Source organism: Oligosphaera ethanolica (assembly GCF_030814695.1).
In the GTDB taxonomy this organism is placed as follows: Bacteria; Verrucomicrobiota; Lentisphaeria; order Oligosphaerales; family Oligosphaeraceae; genus Oligosphaera; species Oligosphaera ethanolica.
The window spans coordinates 3,558,535-3,577,941 of the sequence record NZ_JAUSVL010000001.1 but is presented as its reverse complement, the minus strand read 5'-3'; the positions used below and the strand labels follow the sequence as shown (position 1 = coordinate 3,577,941).

Below are 19,407 nucleotides of genomic sequence, written 5' to 3'. Positions count from 1 at the left end.
TCAATTGCGGAAATCGTCGGCGGCGTCGACTTGGTCTTCGTCTTCGTCTTCATCTTCGATATTATCGCTAATATTCTGATTGGCGGCAAGGCTGTCGGATTTGATCGAATACACCTTGTTAGTGTGGTTCAGGAAGTCCGTTGTTTCTATGCCGTACAGTCCGTATACAAAGGCGTCAACCTTATCTTGGACGGCTCGCAATTTGTCATCACGCATTGTCCTATCCAAGCGCTTGGCAAAATAATCTTTCTGGATGGCAATTGCAGAATTAAAAAGTTCTTTGCACTTACCAAGCTGTTCTTCTGACGGGACAATGATCGGTAGCATGCGACAATCATTAATTTGAAAATGTGGCGTGTTATTTAGAAAGCTATAAATCAAAGTCGCGGTCATATGGGAATTGATTAAAGTAATCAGATAATAATAGGGGAATTTTTCACAAACAGGAAAAAATGACATGCTAGCAACGTCATGAACTGAGATACCTTTTGCACGGCACTGTATGAAAAATGTTTTTATGTCGCTATAACAAAAACCCTCTTTGAAGAAAAATTGGGGATTTCGAACGACTGGCATTCCTGCGCCCTTTTTTCCAGAGTTAGTTTTTAAAAAGGAGACGGTTTTTTCACTCCAGTCGATAACGTAAGGCGTTTCAAGGTACCAACGATTGCCGTCTTTGTCGCCTTTGTCATAGGGGACAAAAGATCGCTCTGACGTAATTCCGTTTTCTTTTTCCTTCTCAGTTAGTGAATGTACATCCGCGATTAAATGATCGGGAACGATTCGATATAAATACCCTTTACCGAATGCCCTGCGGCCATAGTTGTTCTTAATGCCATCAAACAGCCTCCAAATTTCTTCTTCAGAGTCCGAAAGCGAAAAACTGGCATGGTATTTTTTGTTAAATTCTTGCAGTTTTTTTACCCGTGATAGACGTATCCGCTTTGCAATTTTTGATGTTGACAAAACACCGACAAAACGGCCGTTGTCGCCGGTTTGTAATCCCACTCCACCGTCTGAAACCATGCCTAAAAGAGTACAATTACCTGTTTTAAGATTTTTACGATATGAAACAAGATCATTCGAGTTTGAAACGGTTTTTTGACTTGTTACTATTTTATCCCACCATTCAGCAAGCAAAGCAGCATGTTTTTTTAAAAATTTGTCATTAATAGTGCAATTCAGTTTATGTGGGACAAAAAAAGCTCCATTGATTGAGGAGTTGAAAATATCTTGCTTTAAAGTAAAAACCGAAGCATCAGACAGCGCTTTTCTTCCTTTGACATCAATAATTTTCAGGGTATCATTTTTTGCCGGGGGCTTTTTTTGCGAAATGAAAGTAGCTGTAGAAACCATTGCAGTTTCGAATATATCATGCCCCCAATGCACAAGTTGCAAAAGGGTGTTTTTCAGTATTTTTTCGCGGAGCCTTTTCTTGGTCAGTGTGGTGAAATATGTATCTGAGGTAATCATGGTCTGAATGCCATTGTCGTTTAACAAATTATAGCCCAGAAAAACGAAGTGAGAATAGAGGTCATCAGCAAAGCCATACGCATCTTCTAAATTCGCATTATCGTTGAGATCACGCCCTTTTGTTGATACGTACGGTGGATTCCCAATCACGATATCAAAGCCGCCTTTTGCAAACACGTCGGCGAAATAAAGATGCCAAAGTGTAAAGGGTGCATTTCCCAGTTTTACCTCTGCTGCTATACGTTTAATCTCTTCTCGTTTACTTGCTGTTATATCGAATTTGTTGTCGACCGATTTATTAATAAAAGTAAGTACCTTCTGGTGAATGTCTTCGCGAAGTTTTTCCCGTTTATCGGCATGAGCTTCAGAATAGTATTGCCGTATATCAAAAACAATACTGCAGACAGTAGTTCCTTCATCGTAAATGTCTAATATTTGCTGTTTGGTGGCACTGCCTTCCGCGACCATAGTGGGATTTGCAACATTGGAGTATTCCATGGGCCGATAATTGCCACTAATAGGATCAATCCTGCTCAAATCGACGCCCATAAAAGACTCAAGCAGGCTATTTCCCTGCATGAATTTATAGTCAAAGTATGGCAGGGGTATTGGCGCTTGGGCGTCGACGACAATGGACAGCCAAAAGCGCAGTCGAGCGATGTCTATGGCGCCGGCCTCAATATCAACGCCGTAAATGTTGTTGAGGATAATATCCTGTTTGGCCTTGACGCGCGCCGCAGACGTGTCCTCCATGTCTTCAAGCGCGGAACGCACATTGAGCAGAAGATTCAACAGGCCCATTGGGAAAGCGCCCGAACCAATGGCGGGATCGCATATCTTCACGCTCCGTAGTTTTTCCAGCAACGCGGGTTTGTCAACCGCAGCAATCTCAGCAGCGTCCTGATTCTGAACGAGCTGACGAATGGCCGGTGTATCACCCAAATAGGCAATCAAGGACTCTTGGCACATATACTCAACAATTTCCTTTGGAGTATAAAATGCGCCCTTGTCCTTATTGTCCTCCAACAGATTTTCAAAGATATGCCCAAGCATTTCCGGGTCAACGCCAATGTCTGCGTCATCGGAAGCATTTTCATCGACGGTGAAGTTGAAGCGTTCAAATGTGTCAAACAATTCCTGATACAGCCTGGCAGCACTGACAAACTTAATCGTGAGTTTATCTGCTTCGTCCTTGTCAAAAAGACCACCATTTAGATACGGAATGCGGATGGCGTAGTCATAGTCAGAAGACAATACATCATCTGCCAAATCGCCACTGGCTGAACGATCAATATTCAAGGTTTCAAAAAAAAGTTTTTCAAGAACCTCTTCAAGAAAATTTCCTCGATTATTTTCAGGCTTTGAGTGAAAGAGATGGAGTAGATACTGTTTATCTCCAGTGCCCCATGCGTCGCCTTCCTTCACTCCCAGCCAGCCCTTTTTCTGTAAGAACTGCAGAAAAACCAAACGCCCCATCATTTTCTTGACATAGTCGCGAATGGCCTTATCACTATTTTCAGGGAATGCAGTTTTAAAATGTCCAGGCGTAGTCGGTTCGTCATTCGCCGCCGCGACAAATTTCAGATAGATCTCCTTGTACTTGTCAAAGAATTCCTTGCTCAGTCTCTCCACCGAGAATGCGTCTTTGAGGTCCTCGAATGACGTCCACGGCTTGGCCATGCGCTCTTTGAAGGTGCGGTTAGTCTGCGCCGGGTCCACAAAGAACGTGTAACGCCGATAGCGTTTAGGCGCCTCCTCGTTAGGATTCAGGACTTCCACCAAACTGAAGCGGAAGCGGTTATGTTCATCCGCGAAAATAAACAAGGCATATTTCGAGATTGTCCATTCTTTGCCCTTGTTTACCATCCATGCATTCCATTGAAAAATTTTGGATAAACCTATGATTTCCTTTGCAAATTCGTACTGATTTCGTCGACATGATCGTTCGTTTAAATCTCCATTTATACGGACATAGTATACATAAAAGGCCTTGTCACTATCCAATGGCATGCAGCCAATTTTATTGAGATATGCAAAACCATATTTATTATCTTTGTTAAATGCTTGCAGTTGATCATTATATGGTAAAAAATCACGACATTTTTCTGAGAGAAAATCGTTCAATCCTGCAAATGCACGATCTTTCTGGCTGGGTTTTGCTTGAAAGGAGGTGTAAATTGAAATGTCTAAGTCGTTGCTCATGATTTAACCTCTTGTGCAGTGATAGGAGAAACCAGGGTGGCTACAAAAGTAATTTCATATTTTTGTGCCTGTTTCGTTTCAAAGTCTTTTGGCAGAGAGTCAAGAATTGACTGCTTATTACCATCTTTGATATCTTTAATCATCTGCTTAACAAATTTTGGTGAGTGATTGATAAAATAATCCAGAATCTTTTTTTTGATGCCGGAATTGCCTGGGAATAAGGCATCTAATTGATCCTCATTCTCCGCAAATAGACGACCATACTTTTTTTCTTGCTCTGTCAGAGCACGTGTAATATTTTGATTAGTGTACCCTTGCAATATACCTTCGTAAGAATCAAGAAAAGGTTTCATGGGTAATAATGTCCGGGTGTCAAAAAGTTTCTTTTGATTCATATCTTTGTCATCAGCCATGCCAAGCATTTCCTGCAATGCCTGATAACAGTTTTTTGGGCTGTAATGATTATTGTCATCTTTGTCAGACAGACCAATGTAATGCACCGGAATTCCAAATTTGTTCAAAAACAGGTACATCCCTTGCTGATTTGCACTTACTATTCCCTGGAATTCAGGCCATTGATTTATTGCAGCTTGGTATTCTTTTCTTGTTTGAGGATTAGCCCCACATTCAAGCAACAGTCCATACTCAAAAAGCGTGCGTATTTTTGTCTCATCGTTATCGGCTTCGCAGCTGCTTCCAGCATGGACAAGCTGGGTCTTTCCGGGCGTTTCGTCCAGCGATATCATTTGCGCATCCATGCCCATGATTTCGTGAATCATCTGCATTTTATGGACGGCATAATCTCTGACGTGAGTTTCCTGCTCACCTTTGTCAGTCGGGAAAAAGTTAACCTTGAATATTTTATCAAAGGCCTTACCGCGAATGCGGTTGATACGGCCGACACGCTGGATAACACGGACGGGATTGTAAGTCAGGTCATAATTGATCACGACCCGTGCCTGGTTCAGATTGACGCCCTCTGAAAGGACATCCGTACAGACCAGAATCATTTTGTCTGTGCTCAGAGCGTCCATTTCGTCATGCTTGAAAGCGGCACGTATCGCCTCTCGTGAGGCTTTCCTGGCTGCATCGGTTGAGCCGACAAAGAAAAGATACTTGTCCCTACACCGCCCCTGTTGATCTAGCGCACTGGCAATGTATTCAGCCGTGTCAGCATAGGAAGTGAAAATGATGACCTTGCGGGGATTATTCGCAGCACTGGTCGTTTCCTGGGTGTCGTCAAGTTTCAGGTTTTCTGGGAAAGCTTGCTCTCGGATCATCTTAGAAAAGGTATCGTCATTTTCTTGTATCGCTGCAACTACCTCGAGCATTTTGGCAAGTTTCTTATCTTTTTCCACGCCACAATAATCAGCGGGCTTAAATTCACGTCTAATTTGTTCGAGAAGCGCCGCGTCATCCTTAAGGTCACTTAGAAATTTGCCGTTAAGAACTAACGTTGGTTTTTTCTGTTTGTCGGTTTGAGTCAGTCTATCAATTTGTTCGCGATGGGCTAAGGATATCCCGGCAGTAACGTAGATGGTCTCTACTCCGGGCTTTTGCAGCATGTCACATAATTGTTCCCAAGTTAAGGTACTGGTATTGCTTTCAATGCTGTCGCTATCACCCAGCTCCTCGATTTCGCCCTCAGTGATATTCTTTTTTCTCTTGAGCTGCTTGATCATTGACGCATTGCCGATCAACACGCCGTATTTGTCCAAATACTCCAAGGCGGTTCGATGATTCTGAATCAGCTTGTCCAAGGTTTTTTGGAACGCGTATGGGGAACTCTCCCAGCGGGCGACCACAATGCGGCGAATCATATCACGCAAATTGTTCTGCCGCTCTGAGTCTCTGTCGCCTTTACTCTCTGTGTAATCATGTGGATGATATATCGTTCCAGCAAACTGGCATTCGCCCCCAAAGTATTTTTGCAGAATGGCATTGTAAAAATCAATCTGACTGTCATCCAGACGTACGCTGAAATTGACGGGGGGCATCTCTACCGGCATCTTGCCCGCAATATCTGCCCAGAATTCTGGTGTCTCCTTCAGGTCAATTCTATTGCGTCGCATGATCAAGGGCATGACAACATTTTTAATTTCGCGTCCCAAAGCCTGGAGCTTGTCTGCAGAATTCTCTAAGTCTTTTAGCATCTCGTCCGAAATGGTCTCCTGCTTTTTTAGCTGTGCGATTTTATCTGCCCGGAGGCTTTTCCATTCTATAAGTTCCTTTTCATACTTTCCAACGTGGTTGGTGAGCGTGTCACGGACACTTTGGATTCTTTCAGCAGGGAACAGCTTCACCAGTGACTCCAAGTCTTTCGGTGAGTTGTTAAATGGGGTCGCTGACAAAAAGATGATGTTCTTCGGTGATTGGTTGAGCGCAGCCGACATACCATCATAGAGAGCAGTATTCGGATTGCGGAAATTATGCGCCTCGTCAATGATCAGGGTCCTTGCTGCCTTAAATTCACGAAGGTCGGTCAGCTTGCTTTCGTCCATGGAATGGGCAGACCAACCTTTTGGCGTGAGGGCAAATCCAAGAGGCTTGCTCGTATCGTTGCCATTCTTGCGCCCGAGGTAAGTTTCCCAGGAGTCCTCACCCTTCAGCAAATGTGCTGGAGCAATAATCATACCCGGTCCGTCGAGCATGCTGGCCAACGCCGAAGCCATGACGGTTTTGCCCAAACCGACGACATCCGCGATGATCACACCGCCATATTGCTGAAGGATCTTGTACGCATCAGCAACCCCTTTGGTCTGGTAATAATACGATGTGAACGGCTGCTCATTGCCGTCTTTGTCAAAATACGTCGCCTGGGTGACGATGCTCTTTATTTTCTCGCTAAGCTCTGCCTCCGGCTCCTTTCCCTTCAGGTACTCGTGCATGATTTTCATGTAGGCATCGAAAACAGTCCATGGCCTTGTCGTGTCTTTGCTGTCTTCGGACGGGCCGGTTCCTTCGCCATCACCGGTCTGGTCGGTAAAAACGTCAATGGGCAGTGATGACGCCCATAGCTCCTCGAATTTATCCTGCACCTCGCGAGTAAGCGCCTGGTCCTTCACATGGACGTTGCATTCATGTCGCCTGCTCAGGCCGTCCTTAGTCAAATTGCTGCTGCCGCAAGTAAATGATTTTCCCCCCAGCAGATAGACCTTGGAATGATTTTTCTCTTTGGTCCTTCGGACACAAATTTCAATCTTCGACACATCATAGGGTAATTGGTAGTTCTCGTCCGCCTCGGTAAGCTGCGCTTCAATTTTCTGCAGGGTATCCTTTATTAGCTCTGTGGGGAACTGTTTATGTTCTCTACTATATAAAGCGTAAACCAGCCCACGGGTACTTATGTCCGCATCCATGCCGACCAAAATCCGCAACGTCAGCTTCTTATCCCGATGCTCGGAGATGGCCTCAGTAATCGCCTCCAGGCCATTTGCATAGAAATATCCAGTCAGGATATCGATGCTGTCGCAGTTCCTAATTTGATCACCGAGGAATGCGCCCATGTGGTTAACGGACTCTTTATCCCAGGCAAGCAGCCGTTCAATGCTCATGTGTCTCTCCAATCATGTTATCACCCCATAGGGAGGGGGAGCCCCCTAACCCGATTGCATAAGGTACCCCAACAAACCATTTTCTCCTCGCCCAAAACACATTTTTTTAGCCATGAAGCCATATTCCTGCCCGCCATGCCAGCCGTTATTCCCGCGGCATTTTTTCCAACTGGCGGCAAACCTATCATCCCGTTGGCATTTAAGCGCTGAAAGCGCTTCTGCCGCTTCGCGGCGATGGTATGCCGCACTCGCCAGGGACGCGCAGCCATGCGTCCCGACAGATTGGCGGCTAATCGGTCCGTCATTGATACCCGTTGGTCCCGCGGCATTTTGTCCGGCTGGCGGCAAACCTATCATCCCGTTGGCATTTAAGCGCTGAAAGCGCGAAACATACCAGCCCAGGGCAAGCGACGCCGAAGGCGGAGCGTCGCCCTGGGTAGAGCGCCACATGTGTTCGTGTTCCTCGGCCTCTTTGGCCGCAGTCGGCGCAGCTGACTGCAGCCAAACAGGCAATGGAACCCATTGTAACGTCTTCACCGTCTTGTCGTTTGCGCCCACTGCGGTGTTTTTTTAGGCCGCCCTCACAGGGCTCCGTTTCGGTGGGGACCTTACCCAGGGCGGCGCGCCCTGACGGGCGCTTGCCCTGGGCTGTCTTAGGTCGCGCCGTTGGCGCTGCTGCCGCTTCGCGGTGGCGCGCTGCGGCGGCGGCGAGGACTCACAGACTCATGAGGCATGATCCCATGGATTGGACCAGGGGGACGCAATGGACGCCAAGGAATGACGCCTTGACCTCTTTGGACTCGCTGCGGACGCCATGACGCCTTGGACTCCTACCACGGCATCCCTCAGCTTCTGCCTCCCTCAACGTTACCTTCCTTCTTACTTGCCCAAGCTCGGGGCGCAGCCCCGAGCTTGGCTTCTTTGCGGCTTCGCGTGAGGGAAATTCGCGGCTTCGCGGCTTCGCGTGAGACAACAACACATATTGGCGGCACGGCTGATTATCAATGGGTGACCGGTTACGATGCCGCGTTACTTTGAGGATGATGTTATTTGCGCTTGGTGTGAGCGGGGCTACATTTCACACATTACGTGCGGAAAATGTGTATATTCTCACATATTCCGCGCAAAACTTGTGTAATGGAGTTAAAACAATGATATACCGCGACATCATGGCGACCTTAGCGGCCTGGCGGACGGCGTCGGTTCGCAAGCCAGTGCTGCTCAGGGGCGCGCGTCAGATTGGCAAGACCTGGGTAATGGAGCAATTTGCCAAGGAGCACTTCGACTATCTGGCGAAGTTTGACTTTGACGAAACACCGGAGCTCAGCCAGGTCTTTTCGCGCACGAGGGACATCAAGCGACTTTTGCAGGAGCTGGCGCTCTATGTCGACGTGCCGCTTGAGGCGGGGCGCACGCTGATTGTGCTCGATGAGATACAGGCTTGTGAAGCAGCCCTCAACAGCCTCAAATACTTCTGTGAGAACGCGCCGGAGTATCACGTCATCGCCGCCGGCTCACTCCTTGGCGTCGCCGTCAAGCAACACAAAATGCAAGTGCCGGTCGGGAAAGTGACGGTCTTGACCATGCACCCCGTCTCCTTCAGGGAATTTCTACACACCGTCGATGAACGGACCTGGCACTATATCAACGACCTTGATGGAATCACGCCGCTGCCAGAAATCATCTTCAACAAGCTGGCGCTGGAATACAAGCGTTACTTGGTCTGCGGTGGGATGCCCGAAGCGGTAATGGCACTGATCGAGAATCAAGGCATGAGCCAAGTGGACAAAATCCTGCAGGATATCCTGGACTTATATGAGCTGGATTTCGCCAAGTACGCGGCGGCGGGGCAAATCCCACGCATCCACGCGTTATGGCATTCGCTGCCGTCGCAACTGGCCAAGGAAAATCGCAAGTTCCTGTACAAAGTCGTTCGCGACGGCGCCCGTGCCAGGGAATACGAAGATGGCCTGCTATGGCTTGAGGAAGCGGGAATGATCCAGCGGGTATTCAACATCAGCAAGCCAGGCATGCCGTTAAGCGCATACAAGGACGTCTCGGCGTTCAAGGTCTATGCCGGCGATTGCGGCCTCCTCCGCAGATTGGCCCGCGTATCGCCAGAAATCATCCTCGGGGAGAGTTCGGGCTACACGGAATTCCGTGGCGCGTTGGCCGAAAATGCGGTATTGCAGTCGCTGCGGTCGCAGGGCAATGACGCGCCGTATTATTGGAGTAGCGACGGGCGGGCGGAAGTGGATTTTATCCTGCAGTTCCCGACCGAGATTATTCCGATGGAGGTGAAATCCGAACGGCGGATTTCGGGCAAGAGCCTCTCGGTATATGCTCAGAAATATCAGCCGACGCATCGCATTCGCTACTCCATGAACAACCTGCAGCAGAATGACGGGCTTCTAAGCTGCCCGCTGCCCTTGGCCGACTGGACCGAAAAACTTATCGGGCTATGCCCGCAGGCATGAGGCAAAAACGCGATGGGGAGGAGTGAGCGAGGACGGGTTGAGGCCGCCCTTACAGGGCTCCGTTTCGGGTGGGGGCCTTACCCAGGGCGGCGCGCCCTGCGGGCGCTTGCCCTGGGCTGTCTTAGGTCGCGCCGTTGGCGCTTCTGCCGCTTCGCGGCGACATGCGGCGGCTGGGGCGAGGACTCACGGACTCATGAGGCATGATCCCATGGATTGGACCAGGGGGACGCGATGGACGCCAGGGAATGACGCCTTGACCTCTTTGGACTCGCTGCGGACGCCTTGACCTCTTTGGACTCGCTGCGGACGCCTTGACCTCTTGACTTGCTGCGGAGCCACTGTCGCGTTGGACTTGCCTTGGCGTCTTGGGCTTCGATTACCACAAAAAATCACCTCCCCAAAAATTTGCGGTAATCTGCGGCATCTGTGGATAAAAAAATCCCGTTTGGCGGCATTATGTCGCGTTTCAGGCGTTGGTGTCGTCTGGTGGTACCAGCGCGGGGAAAAGTGCGCCGTAGGGCAGCGCCACGATGTCGGCGCCAAAGAAGCGGACGTCATCGCCGCCGTACAAGGCGATGCCACGGACGGACGCCGCCCGGTGCGCTTGCGCTTCGATAAACTGGCGCAGGCTGGTGACATCGCCCAGGCCAATTCTGCTGCTGGCTTTGACTTCGAGGGCGACCACGTGTTGATCCTGCTCCAGGACAAAGTCCACCTCTGCGCCCCCTCGGGTTCGCCAGAAGCTCAAGCGGCGGCGGAAAGGGTCAATAGCGCGCCAGGCGTGGAGGGTCTGAAATACCGCTTGTTCCAGCCAGAAGCCGAGATCGTTGCGCTTCGCCAAGGCGGCAAGATCATATATCCCGCATAACCAGCAGGCCACGCCACTGTCGCGCCAGAAGAGCTTGGGACTTTTCACCAAGGCGACGGTGGGATTGGCGGTAAAGGATTGCACGCGTTCGATCTGGCAACCCGTTTCCAGCAGGTTCAGGTAGCGGTGGCAGGTGACGTGGGCAATCCCCGCATCGCGGGCGATTTCCGCCTGATTGAGCAGACGACCCGTGCGTTGCGCCGCGATCTGCATCAGTCGCTGGAAGTCGGGCAGACTCTCGATGTTACTCAAGTCGCGCAGATCGCGCTCCAGATAGGTTTTGACGTAACCGCCGAACCAGAGTCCGCGCATGTCGTCTGTGGGACAGCGCAACGCCGGTGCGAAACCACCGCGCAAGACCCACTGTCGCCAGGCATCGTGCGCCTTCGGCGCGTCCCATGGCGCATAATCGGGGTTGACGGCAAACAGACTATCGAACAGACCTGCCACTCCCCCCTGCCATTCCAAAGGACAGAACGACGACAAATCAAGATAGACGGCCCGGCCAGCCAGCGAGTCAGCCACACCCCGCAGCAGTGGAAATTGCGCCGATCCCGTCAACAGAAAATCGCCGGGCCGGCGCGTCTTGTCAACGTACCTCTTAATCGCCAGCAGGAGATCGGGGGCGCGTTGCGCCTCGTCCAAGGTCAGGGGCGGATTGACCAGCAGCGAGTCAGGTGCGCGCTGGGCCTGGTCCAGCACGTCCAGGTCGTCAAGCGTCAGATAACGCCGCAGCGGTTGCAGGCGCTGGACCAGCGTCGTTTTGCCAGTTTGCCGCGCGCCCGTAAGGACCACCACCGGCATTGTCCGCAAAGCCAGGTCCAGCTGACCCTGCAACCATCTCGGCAGATATTCGGAGTCGCTCATGCTTACCTCGCAATCGTTTCATGGCGTGAAATGATTTGTTTCATGGCGTGAAACATATTGCGCCATGGCCATGGTGTCAAGAGGGAATGGGCCAGCAAAGATACGTAGAGGTAACCAGTCAGCCATTGAGAATGGCGGCCTGACATGCCGCTGATGTCAATCCCAGATAAGCAAGTGAGTTCCATTGCCCCTTTGGCCCCAGTCAGCTTCGCCGACTGGGGCCAAAGGGGCCGAGGAACACGAACGTAGTCGCCGTTGTCCCCAGGGCGGCGCACGCTTTCAGCGTGCTTGCCCTGGGCTGGTATGCTTCGCGCTTTCAGCGCTTCTGCCGCTTCGCGGCGGCGCGCGGCTGGGGCGGCGGCGAGGACTCACAGACTCATGAGGCATGATCCCATGGATTGGACCACGGGGACGCAATGGACGCCAGGGAATGACGCTCTGACGCCGTGGACTCGCTGAGGACGCCATGACGCCTTGGACTCGTTGCGGACGCCCTAAGGGTGACGGCCGCCAGACGAGAGCTGACCATGGACTGGCAAACGGCCACTCTCAAAAAATAATCTGCGTTAATCTGCGAAATCTGTGGACGCATTCATCCGTTTGATGGTGAAAGCGCTGCGCGCCTGTTGGACGCTGGTGAACTGGAAAGACGGCCAGCCGGCGCGGACGCCGCCGGCGACATTATCGGTGCGGTCATCGAAGTAGGCGACGGGGCGTCCGAAACGCTGTGCGAAGGCCTGGTAGATAGCCGGGTGGGGCTTTTCATAGCCGGCGTCGAAGCTGTAGAGACCATCGGGGACGATGTCGGCAAAGGACAGCTTGCGGCGCACTTCGGCCATGTGCCAACGGGACGTATTGGAGAAGAATACCGTGTGGTAGCCGGCGGCCTGAAGATCGCGTACCCAGTCGGCGGCGCCGGGGATGTCCTCGCCGATCATCAGATTCCAGCCGTGGCGCACATCGTCGACGCTGAATTGCCGGCCGCTGACCTGGCAGATCATAGCGACGAAGTCCTCTTCGGCGAGGCGGCCGCATTCCCACTCGTGGAATGCGGGGCGGAAAGCGTCCGGTAGATCACCGAGTTCGCCGGCCGTGACGCCGAAGAAGTCCAGCGTGCGTTTGAAATGCACCTGCAGGCAGACCCCGCCGATATCGAGGGCGACAACTTTCCGGGTGCTCATAGCGCGTCCTCCCGAGTGGACGCACTACTGCCGGCGGCGCGGTTATTGCGGGCGACGACTTTCCGGTCTGCTACAGACATGGCGTTTCCGATCATCGGGTTATTTCTTGAAGAGGAGTGCGAAGACTTCCTTGTAGTCCTCGACGTAATGCACGGCGAGGCCTTCGCGCACGCGTTCGGGGATTTCGCTGAAGTCCTTTTCGTTGGCCTTGGGGAGAATGACGTCCTTGACGCCGGAGCGGCGGGCCGCGATCATCTTCTCCTTGATGCCGCCGACGGGGAGGACCCGGCCGGTGAGGGTGAGTTCGCCGGTCATGGCCCAGTGCGCCGGCAGTGTCTGCTTGCGCGCCAGCGATATAATTGCGGACGCCATGGTAATGCCCGCCGAGGGGCCGTCTTTGGGCGTGGCGCCGGCCGGCACGTGCACATGCAGCAGATGGTCCTTGAAGAACTTACTACCCACGCCGAAGGCGGCGGCGTTTGCGTCCACCATGGAACAGGCGATCTGGGTGGATTCCTTCATGACATCGCCGAGCTGCCCGGTGAGTTTGAGACCGCTGTTGCCGGGCACGGCGAGCGCCTCGATATACAGCGTGGCGCCGCCGAGGGCCGTCCAGGCCAGTCCCATGGCCACGCCGTAGCGGCTGCGGCGCATGAGCGGGTCGTCTTCAAAACGCGGCTTGCCGAGGAAGTCGTTGAGGTTCTTGGGCGTGATGCTGATTTTGCCGCTGATAGTGCCTTCGGCCAGACCGGCGGCAACCTTGCGCATGCAGCCGCCAAGGGCCTTTTCGAAGGCGCGCACGCCGGCTTCGCGGGCGTAGCCCAAGATAATGGCACGCAGCGCACTGTCGGTAAAGGACAGGTCTTTCTTGGTCAGGCCATTGCGCGGGAGCAGCTTCGGCACCAGATGACGCTTGCCGATATTCAGCTTCTCATCGGTGATGTAGCCAGAGAGATTAATCAGCTCCATGCGGTCCAGCAGCGGCGCCGGGATGGTCTCCTGCACGTTCGCCGTGGCCACGAAAAGGACCTTCGACAAATCAAAGGGCACGTCCAGATAGTGGTCGCGGAAGCTGTTGTTCTGCTCGGGATCGAGCACTTCCAGCAAGGCCGACGCCGGGTCGCCCTGGAAGGACGCGCCAAGCTTGTCGATCTCGTCAAGCATGATCACCGGATTCTTGGAGCCGCTGATCTTGATCGCCTCGATGACCTTGCCCGGCAGCGCGCCGATGTAGGTCCGCCGATGGCCCTTGATCTCGGCTTCGTCACGCATGCCACCCAGCGAGAAGCGGAAGAATTTGCGCCCGAGCGCCTCGGCGATGCTCCGCCCCAGCGACGTCTTGCCCACGCCGGGCGGGCCCACCAGGCAGATGATCGACCCATCGACGGAGCCCTTCAGCTTCGCCACGCCGATGAATTCCAGGATGCGCTTCTTCACGTCTTCCAGGCCGTAGTGGTCGCGGTTGAGGACATCCCTGGCGCGCGGCACATCGAGCTTGTCTTCGGTGGTCACTTCCCAAGGCAGCTCGGTAAGCCAGTCCAAGTAGGTGCGCGTCACCGCGTATTCCGGCGACTGATTGCTGAGGATATTGAGCTTGTCAAGCTCTTCCTGGATCCGCTTCACCACCTCGGGGCTGACATGGGGCGTGATGGCCTCCAGCCGTTCGCGGTAGCGGTCCATCTCCTCTTCCTTGTCGTCCTTCTCCAGGCCGAGCTCCTGCTTGATGGCCTTGAGCTGCTCGCGGAGGAAGAATTCGCGCTGCTGCTTGGATATCTTCTCCTCGATCTGGTGAGTGATTTTCTCCTTCAGCTCATTGAGATCGAGTTCCTTGCGCATGAGGAACAGCACTTTTTCCAGCCGCTCCTTGACGTTCAAGCATTCGAGGACATCCTGCATCTCGTCGCGAGTGGACGCCGTGATGGACACCGAGAAGTCCGCCAGGCGCCCGGGCTCGCTCCAGTCCGCACGGCTGAGCAGCATCTTCATCTCTTCGGAGAACAGCGGGTTGTGCCGGATCAGTTCGCGGATGGTGTTCATGATGGACAGACACAGCGCCTTCACATCCGCGGATTCTTCGAGGACGTCCTGCGGGTACACCACCTCGGCCTCGAGCATGCCGTCCTTGTTATGGACGCTGAGCAGTTCGAAGCGGCGCTGGCCTTGGCAGAGCGCCTGCACATGGCCGTCGGGCATTTCTTCGAAGCGCAGGAGCCGCGCGGCGGTGCCGATGCGCGACAGGCGTTTGCGGCTACCGCTGCCCTTGTTGTCGTCGTCAGCATGGGACAACACAAAGCCCACCACGCGCTCGCCCTTGTTGGCCGCGCGCAACGTATCGGCCTCCTTGCCATTTTCGAAGACGAGCGGAAACATCATGCCAGGAAAAATCGGCTTATTGAGTTCGGTAAGCAGCAGCAGGCGCTGCGGTAGTTCCTTCGACACCAGCACCAGGCCATAGTCGCCCTTCTCGGGCTTGGCGTCAATGACCTCCGGGACAATGAATTTGTCTTGTTGTTCATCAGCCATAGTCATATCCTCCCCTTCTGGAAGTCCTCGTTGTACTCATGTAAGCCGCCCCGGTGGGCGGCGTCATTGCGCCGCGAGCATTTCGGCGGCGCAGTTGGTGCAGACCTTATCCACGCCCAGGCGCACATAGTGCTGGAAGAGCGCGGGTTTGTCCATCGTCCAGATCATGACGCGGCGGCCCTGCGCGTGTGCCGCGGCGACGACATCGCCATTGACCGTCGCAAAATGGCTGTGGATCCACGGAAAGTCCATTTCCTCGGCCTGATGGAGAATTTTATCGGCGTTGCCAAGTATGCACAGCGGCACGGCCGGGTCTACGGCGCGGACCTGCAGGAGGGCATTGACGTCGAAGGACGACACCACGTGGCTGCCGCCGCGCGGCGCATGCTCGTGCAGCAGCGCGACCAGTTTCTCCACGGCCTTGGCGGACGCAAAGGTCTTGATTTCGACGTTGAAAGCTACATTACTCGCGTCGGTGAGCGCGAGGGTCTCGGCCAGAGTCGGTATCCGTTCGCCGGCAAATTCCGGGCCTTTCCAGGCGCCGACATCGAGTTTTTTGAGTTCGGCGAGCGTCATTTGCGCGATGGCACCCTTGCCGTTGCTGGTACGATCGACGGTGCCGTCGTGCATGACGACGATCTCGCAGTCGGCACTGGCGTGCACATCGAGTTCGATGGACGGCGCACCCACGGCGATGGCCTGCCGAAAAGCGCAGAGGGTGTTTTCCGGATACCGCGCGCTATAGCCGCGATGAGCTTCGACAATCGGTTTGAGCATCTCAGTCCTTTCCGATGATCCATTCTTCGCTTAGCCACGGATAAAATAAAGGCGGCCGGACCCAGGCTCCGGCCGTCCAGACAAACCAGTTATGGGCCCTCAGCGGAAGCGCCGGCCGCCCATGCCAGGGCCACCACCGAAAGGCGCCTGCATTCTGACCTGTTGGGCTTTGGGTTGTTCCAGGTAGAGCGCGTACCATTGCTCGCCGAGACCGGCGTTGCTGAAGCGCTTGACGCGGTTGTTCACCAGGTGTTCCCAGTTCTGCTTCAGCGTCTCGTTTTCGGTCTTGGTCTTGCCCTCGTCCAGCACGACCACGGCCTCATCCTGGCGCCCTTCGGCCACCAGAATCCACGCGTAGAGGGCGTAAATCAGCGTCGCCTTGTCGTCCTTGAAGCGCTTGATGCCCTTCTTGAAAGCCTTGGTGACCTCGTCCATCTTGCCGCGCTTGTACCAGCGGGTCATCTGCATGGCCAGAGTGAGCGGATCGAGCACCAGCGCCTTGTCCAGAAAAGGATCGGCCGCCGCGAAGTCCTTGATCTGGAACAGCAGCTGCCCGCGCAGAGTATTGGCCTGTCTGATGGCCAGCACGTTCCATTTCTTGAGCGGGTCCACGCGGTCCAGGATCTTAATGGCCTCGCGGATGGACTCGGCCTGCTCTTTTTCCACCATGGCCTGAAGTTTCGGCCCGCCCTGCATCTTGTTCTGCAGCATGGTGACCTTGCGTTTCAGCCGCTCCTGCGTGTCCATGATGCTCTTCTGCACATCATTGAAGATGGCTTCCAGCCGTTTTCGCATCAGCAAATTGACCAGTATGGCCACGCCGATGAAGCCCAGCACGCCCAGCACGCTGTTCCACACCGGATGGTCCGGCCAGGCCGCATTCAGCGAGAACCAAAAAATCACACCCGTCAAAAACGACAATACCAACGTCAACACGTTCTGTTACTCCTTGCTTGGTTGTCTGCAATATGTTCTAACACCCGACGCCAGGACGCGCCTCAATGGCCGACCGGCGCCAATTCCAGTTCACCGCGGACGACATCGGCGTCCTTGATGCGTAGCGACAGCTCGTCGCCGCAGCGGTAGCGCTTGCTGCTGCGGCGGTTCTCCAGCGCGTAGCGTTCAGCCACGAACTGCCAGGGGCCGGCGCCCAGGCTGCGCACGGGCACAAAGCCCATGAGGCCGAGATCCGGCAGATAGATATTCAGGCCCGCCGCCGTCACGCGACTGACCAGGCCGGTGATGGGCAGCGCCGCGTTGCCCTCCTGCTGGTCAAGCAGATAGCGCACCTTCAGGCGGTCCGCCAGCGCGTAGCAGGCCTGGTCCACATTGGCTTCCAGGGCGTTGCAGCGGGCGACGTAATCGGTCAGCATCGTGCCCGGCCGCGGCGACCGTCCCTGGTCCAGCGCCAGCAGCTGCTGATGCACCAGCAGGTCCGTGTAGCGCCGGATGGGGCTGGTGAAATGGCAGTACAGGTCCTTGCCCAGGCCAAAATGGCCCTGGCTTTCGACGCCGTACTCCGCGCGCGGCAGTATCCGCAGCAGCGAGAAGCTCAGCATGCTCGCCGATGCCCCGGCGCCCAGATCGCGGAGGAATTTGACCAACCCGGGGCGCTTGCGCAGTTTCGGCGCCTTGCGGTGCAGCATCACGCCGGCCTGGGCGGCGAAGCCCTCGAGGATCTCGGGCTCCGGCGCGGCATGATTGCGATAGACACCCGGGATTTTGCGCTTGAGCATCTCGTGGGCGACGCAGACATTGGCCGCCAGCATGAATTCCTCAATCATCTCATGCGAGGGGCTGCCTTCGCTCTTCTGGATGCCGACCACCCGCGGCGGTTTGCCCGCGCAGATCACGCGCATTTCCGGCACGGCCAGAGGCAGGAACAGCTCTTCTTCCTGGCGTTTCTGGCGCATCTTCTCAGCGCAGGCCGAGAGTTCGCGCAGGAGCTTCTCCACGCCGGGCTTCAGGCTCACGTCGTGCTTCTTGCTTTCCAGCACGCGTTCGACTTCTTCGTAGGCCAGGCGCTGGCGAACGCGGATGAGCGTATGCGCCCGGCGGTAGGACCGCACCACGCCTGTCGTCGTCTCGATATCAATAAACACCGTGTGCGCCAGGCGGTCTTCGTTCTCGCGCAGACTGCAACGGTCGGTCGCCAGCGAACTCGGTAGCATGGGCAGGGTCTTGCCTGGCAGATAGGCCGTGAAGCCGCGGCTGCGCGCCGCCAGATCGAGCTTCTCGTCCATGGGAATAAGACAAGCCACGTCGGCGATATGGACGCCGACTGTGACTACGCCGGGCTCCGCCGTGGGCGTCAGCGACAGCGCGTCGTCAAAATCCCGCGCATCGAGGGGGTCGACGGTGACCGTGGCCAGCTTGGTGCAGTCTTCGCGCGCAACCGGCAGGGGCTCCTGCGCCAGCGCGGCGTTTTCGTAGGCCGCCGTGTAGGGCTTGGGCAGATCATATTCGCTCATGATAGCCACGAGGTCGCCGGAAACCGTGCCGCTCTTCTGCAGACGGCGCAGCAGCTTCGCCTGGGCCTTGCTGGAGTCGCTGTCGTGATGCAGCAGCTCGACCAACACCCAGTCGCCCGGCTGCACGCCGTTGGCCAACGCCGCATCGCCATCGCCGGCGATCAGCGGGATGAATGCCGGCAGCTCGCGCCGCAGGGGCCGCACCCCGTAACCGTCGTCCGTCACACCGAAGCAGCCGACAATCTCCTCGTGGCCACGCTCAAGAACCTTGGCGACTTCGCCAACCGGCCCACGCGCGTCGTCGTTGGCCGTAATGCGCACCATCACGCGATCGCCGCTGAACGCACTCTGATTGCGCCCGGCGGGGATGAAGATGTCCTTGTTGTCGTCGCCGTCCTGATTGACAAAGCCAAAGCCCTTGGTGGTCATCTGAATGACGCCCGCAACCAGCACCTCGTCCTTCTTCGCCGAGGCTGGCGATCCGCCGCGTTGGTGGCGACCGCTTGGGGCCGCGCCCTGCGCAGGGGACGACTTCGCGCCGCGTTTCTGGCCGCTTGGGGCCGCGCCCTGCGCGCCCGCCGTTTGCCCGCCGCGTTTCTGGCCGCTTGTGGCCGCGCCCTGCGCGCCCGCCGTTTGCCCGCCGCGTTTGACGGCCGGGGGCCCGGGCTCTTTTGGCAGAGCCAGGCGCCCACCGCGTCCGGCGAGCATCGTGCCGTCGGCGAGCATGGCCTTGGTCACCTTGCGGAACTGTGTTTCGTCCATTTGCCCCAGCTGTTGCCGCAGTGTCGTCTTGCGCAGGCCACCGCCGTTGTCGGCGCGCAGCAGACGAATGATTTCCTGGCGCATTTTGGCATCACTGGGCATGCTTTTGTCCTGTTGTTGTGAGCGGCATCTTCCTCCGGCGGGGGACGGTAAAAACAAACTATTAGTATATGCCCGCTCGTCGCTATTTCAACGGCGTGACGGCCACGCCAACGGTCGGCAGTAATCGGTCAGTAACACCGAATTTTGTCC

Annotated in this window: 10 protein-coding genes; 1 reads left to right on the top strand and 9 read right to left on the bottom strand. The window is 55.0% G+C overall.

Going from position 1 to position 19,407, the window contains the following annotated elements; all coding sequences use genetic code 11:
- From J3R75_RS12350 to J3R75_RS12340, 3 genes are read right to left on the bottom strand one after another with little or no spacing between them, the layout of a single operon-like run.
- A complete protein-coding gene (locus J3R75_RS12350) occupies positions 1–3,675 on the bottom strand; it encodes an Eco57I restriction-modification methylase domain-containing protein (protein ID WP_307261956.1) in 3,675 nt (1,224 codons plus the stop codon).
- Entirely contained in the window at positions 3,672–7,229 is a 3,558-nt protein-coding gene (locus tag J3R75_RS12345; RefSeq protein ID WP_307261954.1) for a helicase-related protein, read from the bottom strand. Before J3R75_RS12345 ends, J3R75_RS12350 begins: the two co-directional genes overlap by 4 nt.
- 45 nt (positions 7,230–7,274) lie before the next feature.
- The gene (locus J3R75_RS12340) at positions 7,275–7,766 is read right to left on the bottom strand and encodes a hypothetical protein (RefSeq protein WP_307261952.1); all 492 of its coding nucleotides are present in this window, start codon (positions 7,764–7,766) and stop codon (positions 7,275–7,277) included.
- Between the two features lie 614 nt (positions 7,767–8,380).
- Between J3R75_RS12340 and J3R75_RS12335 the strand changes: the two genes are divergently transcribed.
- Positions 8,381–9,706 carry an ATP-binding protein gene (locus tag J3R75_RS12335; protein WP_307261950.1) on the top strand — a complete coding sequence of 442 codons (1,326 nt, stop codon included), beginning with the start codon at positions 8,381–8,383 and terminating at the stop codon, positions 9,704–9,706.
- Between the two features lie 466 nt (positions 9,707–10,172).
- Here J3R75_RS12335 and J3R75_RS12330 read toward each other — a convergent pair whose 3' ends face one another.
- From J3R75_RS12330 to J3R75_RS12305, 6 genes are all read right to left on the bottom strand, one after another.
- Complete coding sequence (locus J3R75_RS12330; RefSeq protein ID WP_307261949.1) at positions 10,173–11,441, bottom strand: ATP-binding protein; 1,269 nt, start codon at positions 11,439–11,441, stop codon at positions 10,173–10,175.
- Between the two features lie 566 nt (positions 11,442–12,007).
- Complete coding sequence (locus J3R75_RS12325) at positions 12,008–12,622, bottom strand: HAD family hydrolase (RefSeq protein WP_307261948.1); 615 nt, start codon at positions 12,620–12,622, stop codon at positions 12,008–12,010.
- Between the two features lie 99 nt (positions 12,623–12,721).
- Positions 12,722–15,145, bottom strand: a complete 2,424-nt coding sequence (lon, locus tag J3R75_RS12320; RefSeq protein WP_307261946.1) for an endopeptidase La — start codon at positions 15,143–15,145, stop codon at positions 12,722–12,724.
- Between the two features lie 63 nt (positions 15,146–15,208).
- Positions 15,209–15,922, bottom strand: coding sequence for a glycerophosphodiester phosphodiesterase (locus tag J3R75_RS12315; protein WP_307261944.1), 714 nt, complete (start codon positions 15,920–15,922; stop codon positions 15,209–15,211).
- A gap of 99 nt (positions 15,923–16,021) precedes the next feature.
- Positions 16,022–16,858 (bottom strand): tetratricopeptide repeat protein, encoded by an 837-nt coding sequence (locus J3R75_RS12310; RefSeq protein WP_307261943.1) that lies wholly within the window; start codon positions 16,856–16,858, stop codon positions 16,022–16,024.
- Positions 16,859–16,920: 62 nt separating this feature from the next.
- Positions 16,921–19,257, bottom strand: coding sequence for a ribonuclease R family protein (locus tag J3R75_RS12305; RefSeq protein WP_307261942.1), 2,337 nt, complete (start codon positions 19,255–19,257; stop codon positions 16,921–16,923).
- Between the last annotated feature and the right edge of the window lie 150 nt (positions 19,258–19,407).

Excerpts from the sequence above, each read along its gene's own strand:
- J3R75_RS12345 (WP_307261954.1), bottom strand. The coding sequence starts at position 7,229 with ATGAGCATTGAACGGCTGCTTGCCTGGGATAAAGAGTCCGTTAACCAC.
- J3R75_RS12305 (WP_307261942.1), bottom strand. The coding sequence starts at position 19,257 with ATGCCCAGTGATGCCAAAATGCGCCAGGAAATCATTCGTCTGCTGCGC.
- J3R75_RS12350 (WP_307261956.1), bottom strand. The coding sequence starts at position 3,675 with ATGAGCAACGACTTAGACATTTCAATTTACACCTCCTTTCAAGCAAAA.
- J3R75_RS12330 (WP_307261949.1), bottom strand. The coding sequence starts at position 11,441 with ATGAGCGACTCCGAATATCTGCCGAGATGGTTGCAGGGTCAGCTGGAC.
- J3R75_RS12315 (WP_307261944.1), bottom strand. The coding sequence starts at position 15,922 with ATGCTCAAACCGATTGTCGAAGCTCATCGCGGCTATAGCGCGCGGTAT.
- lon (WP_307261946.1), bottom strand. The coding sequence starts at position 15,145 with ATGGCTGATGAACAACAAGACAAATTCATTGTCCCGGAGGTCATTGAC.
- J3R75_RS12335 (WP_307261950.1), top strand. The coding sequence starts at position 8,381 with ATGATATACCGCGACATCATGGCGACCTTAGCGGCCTGGCGGACGGCG.
- J3R75_RS12325 (WP_307261948.1), bottom strand. The coding sequence starts at position 12,622 with ATGAGCACCCGGAAAGTTGTCGCCCTCGATATCGGCGGGGTCTGCCTG.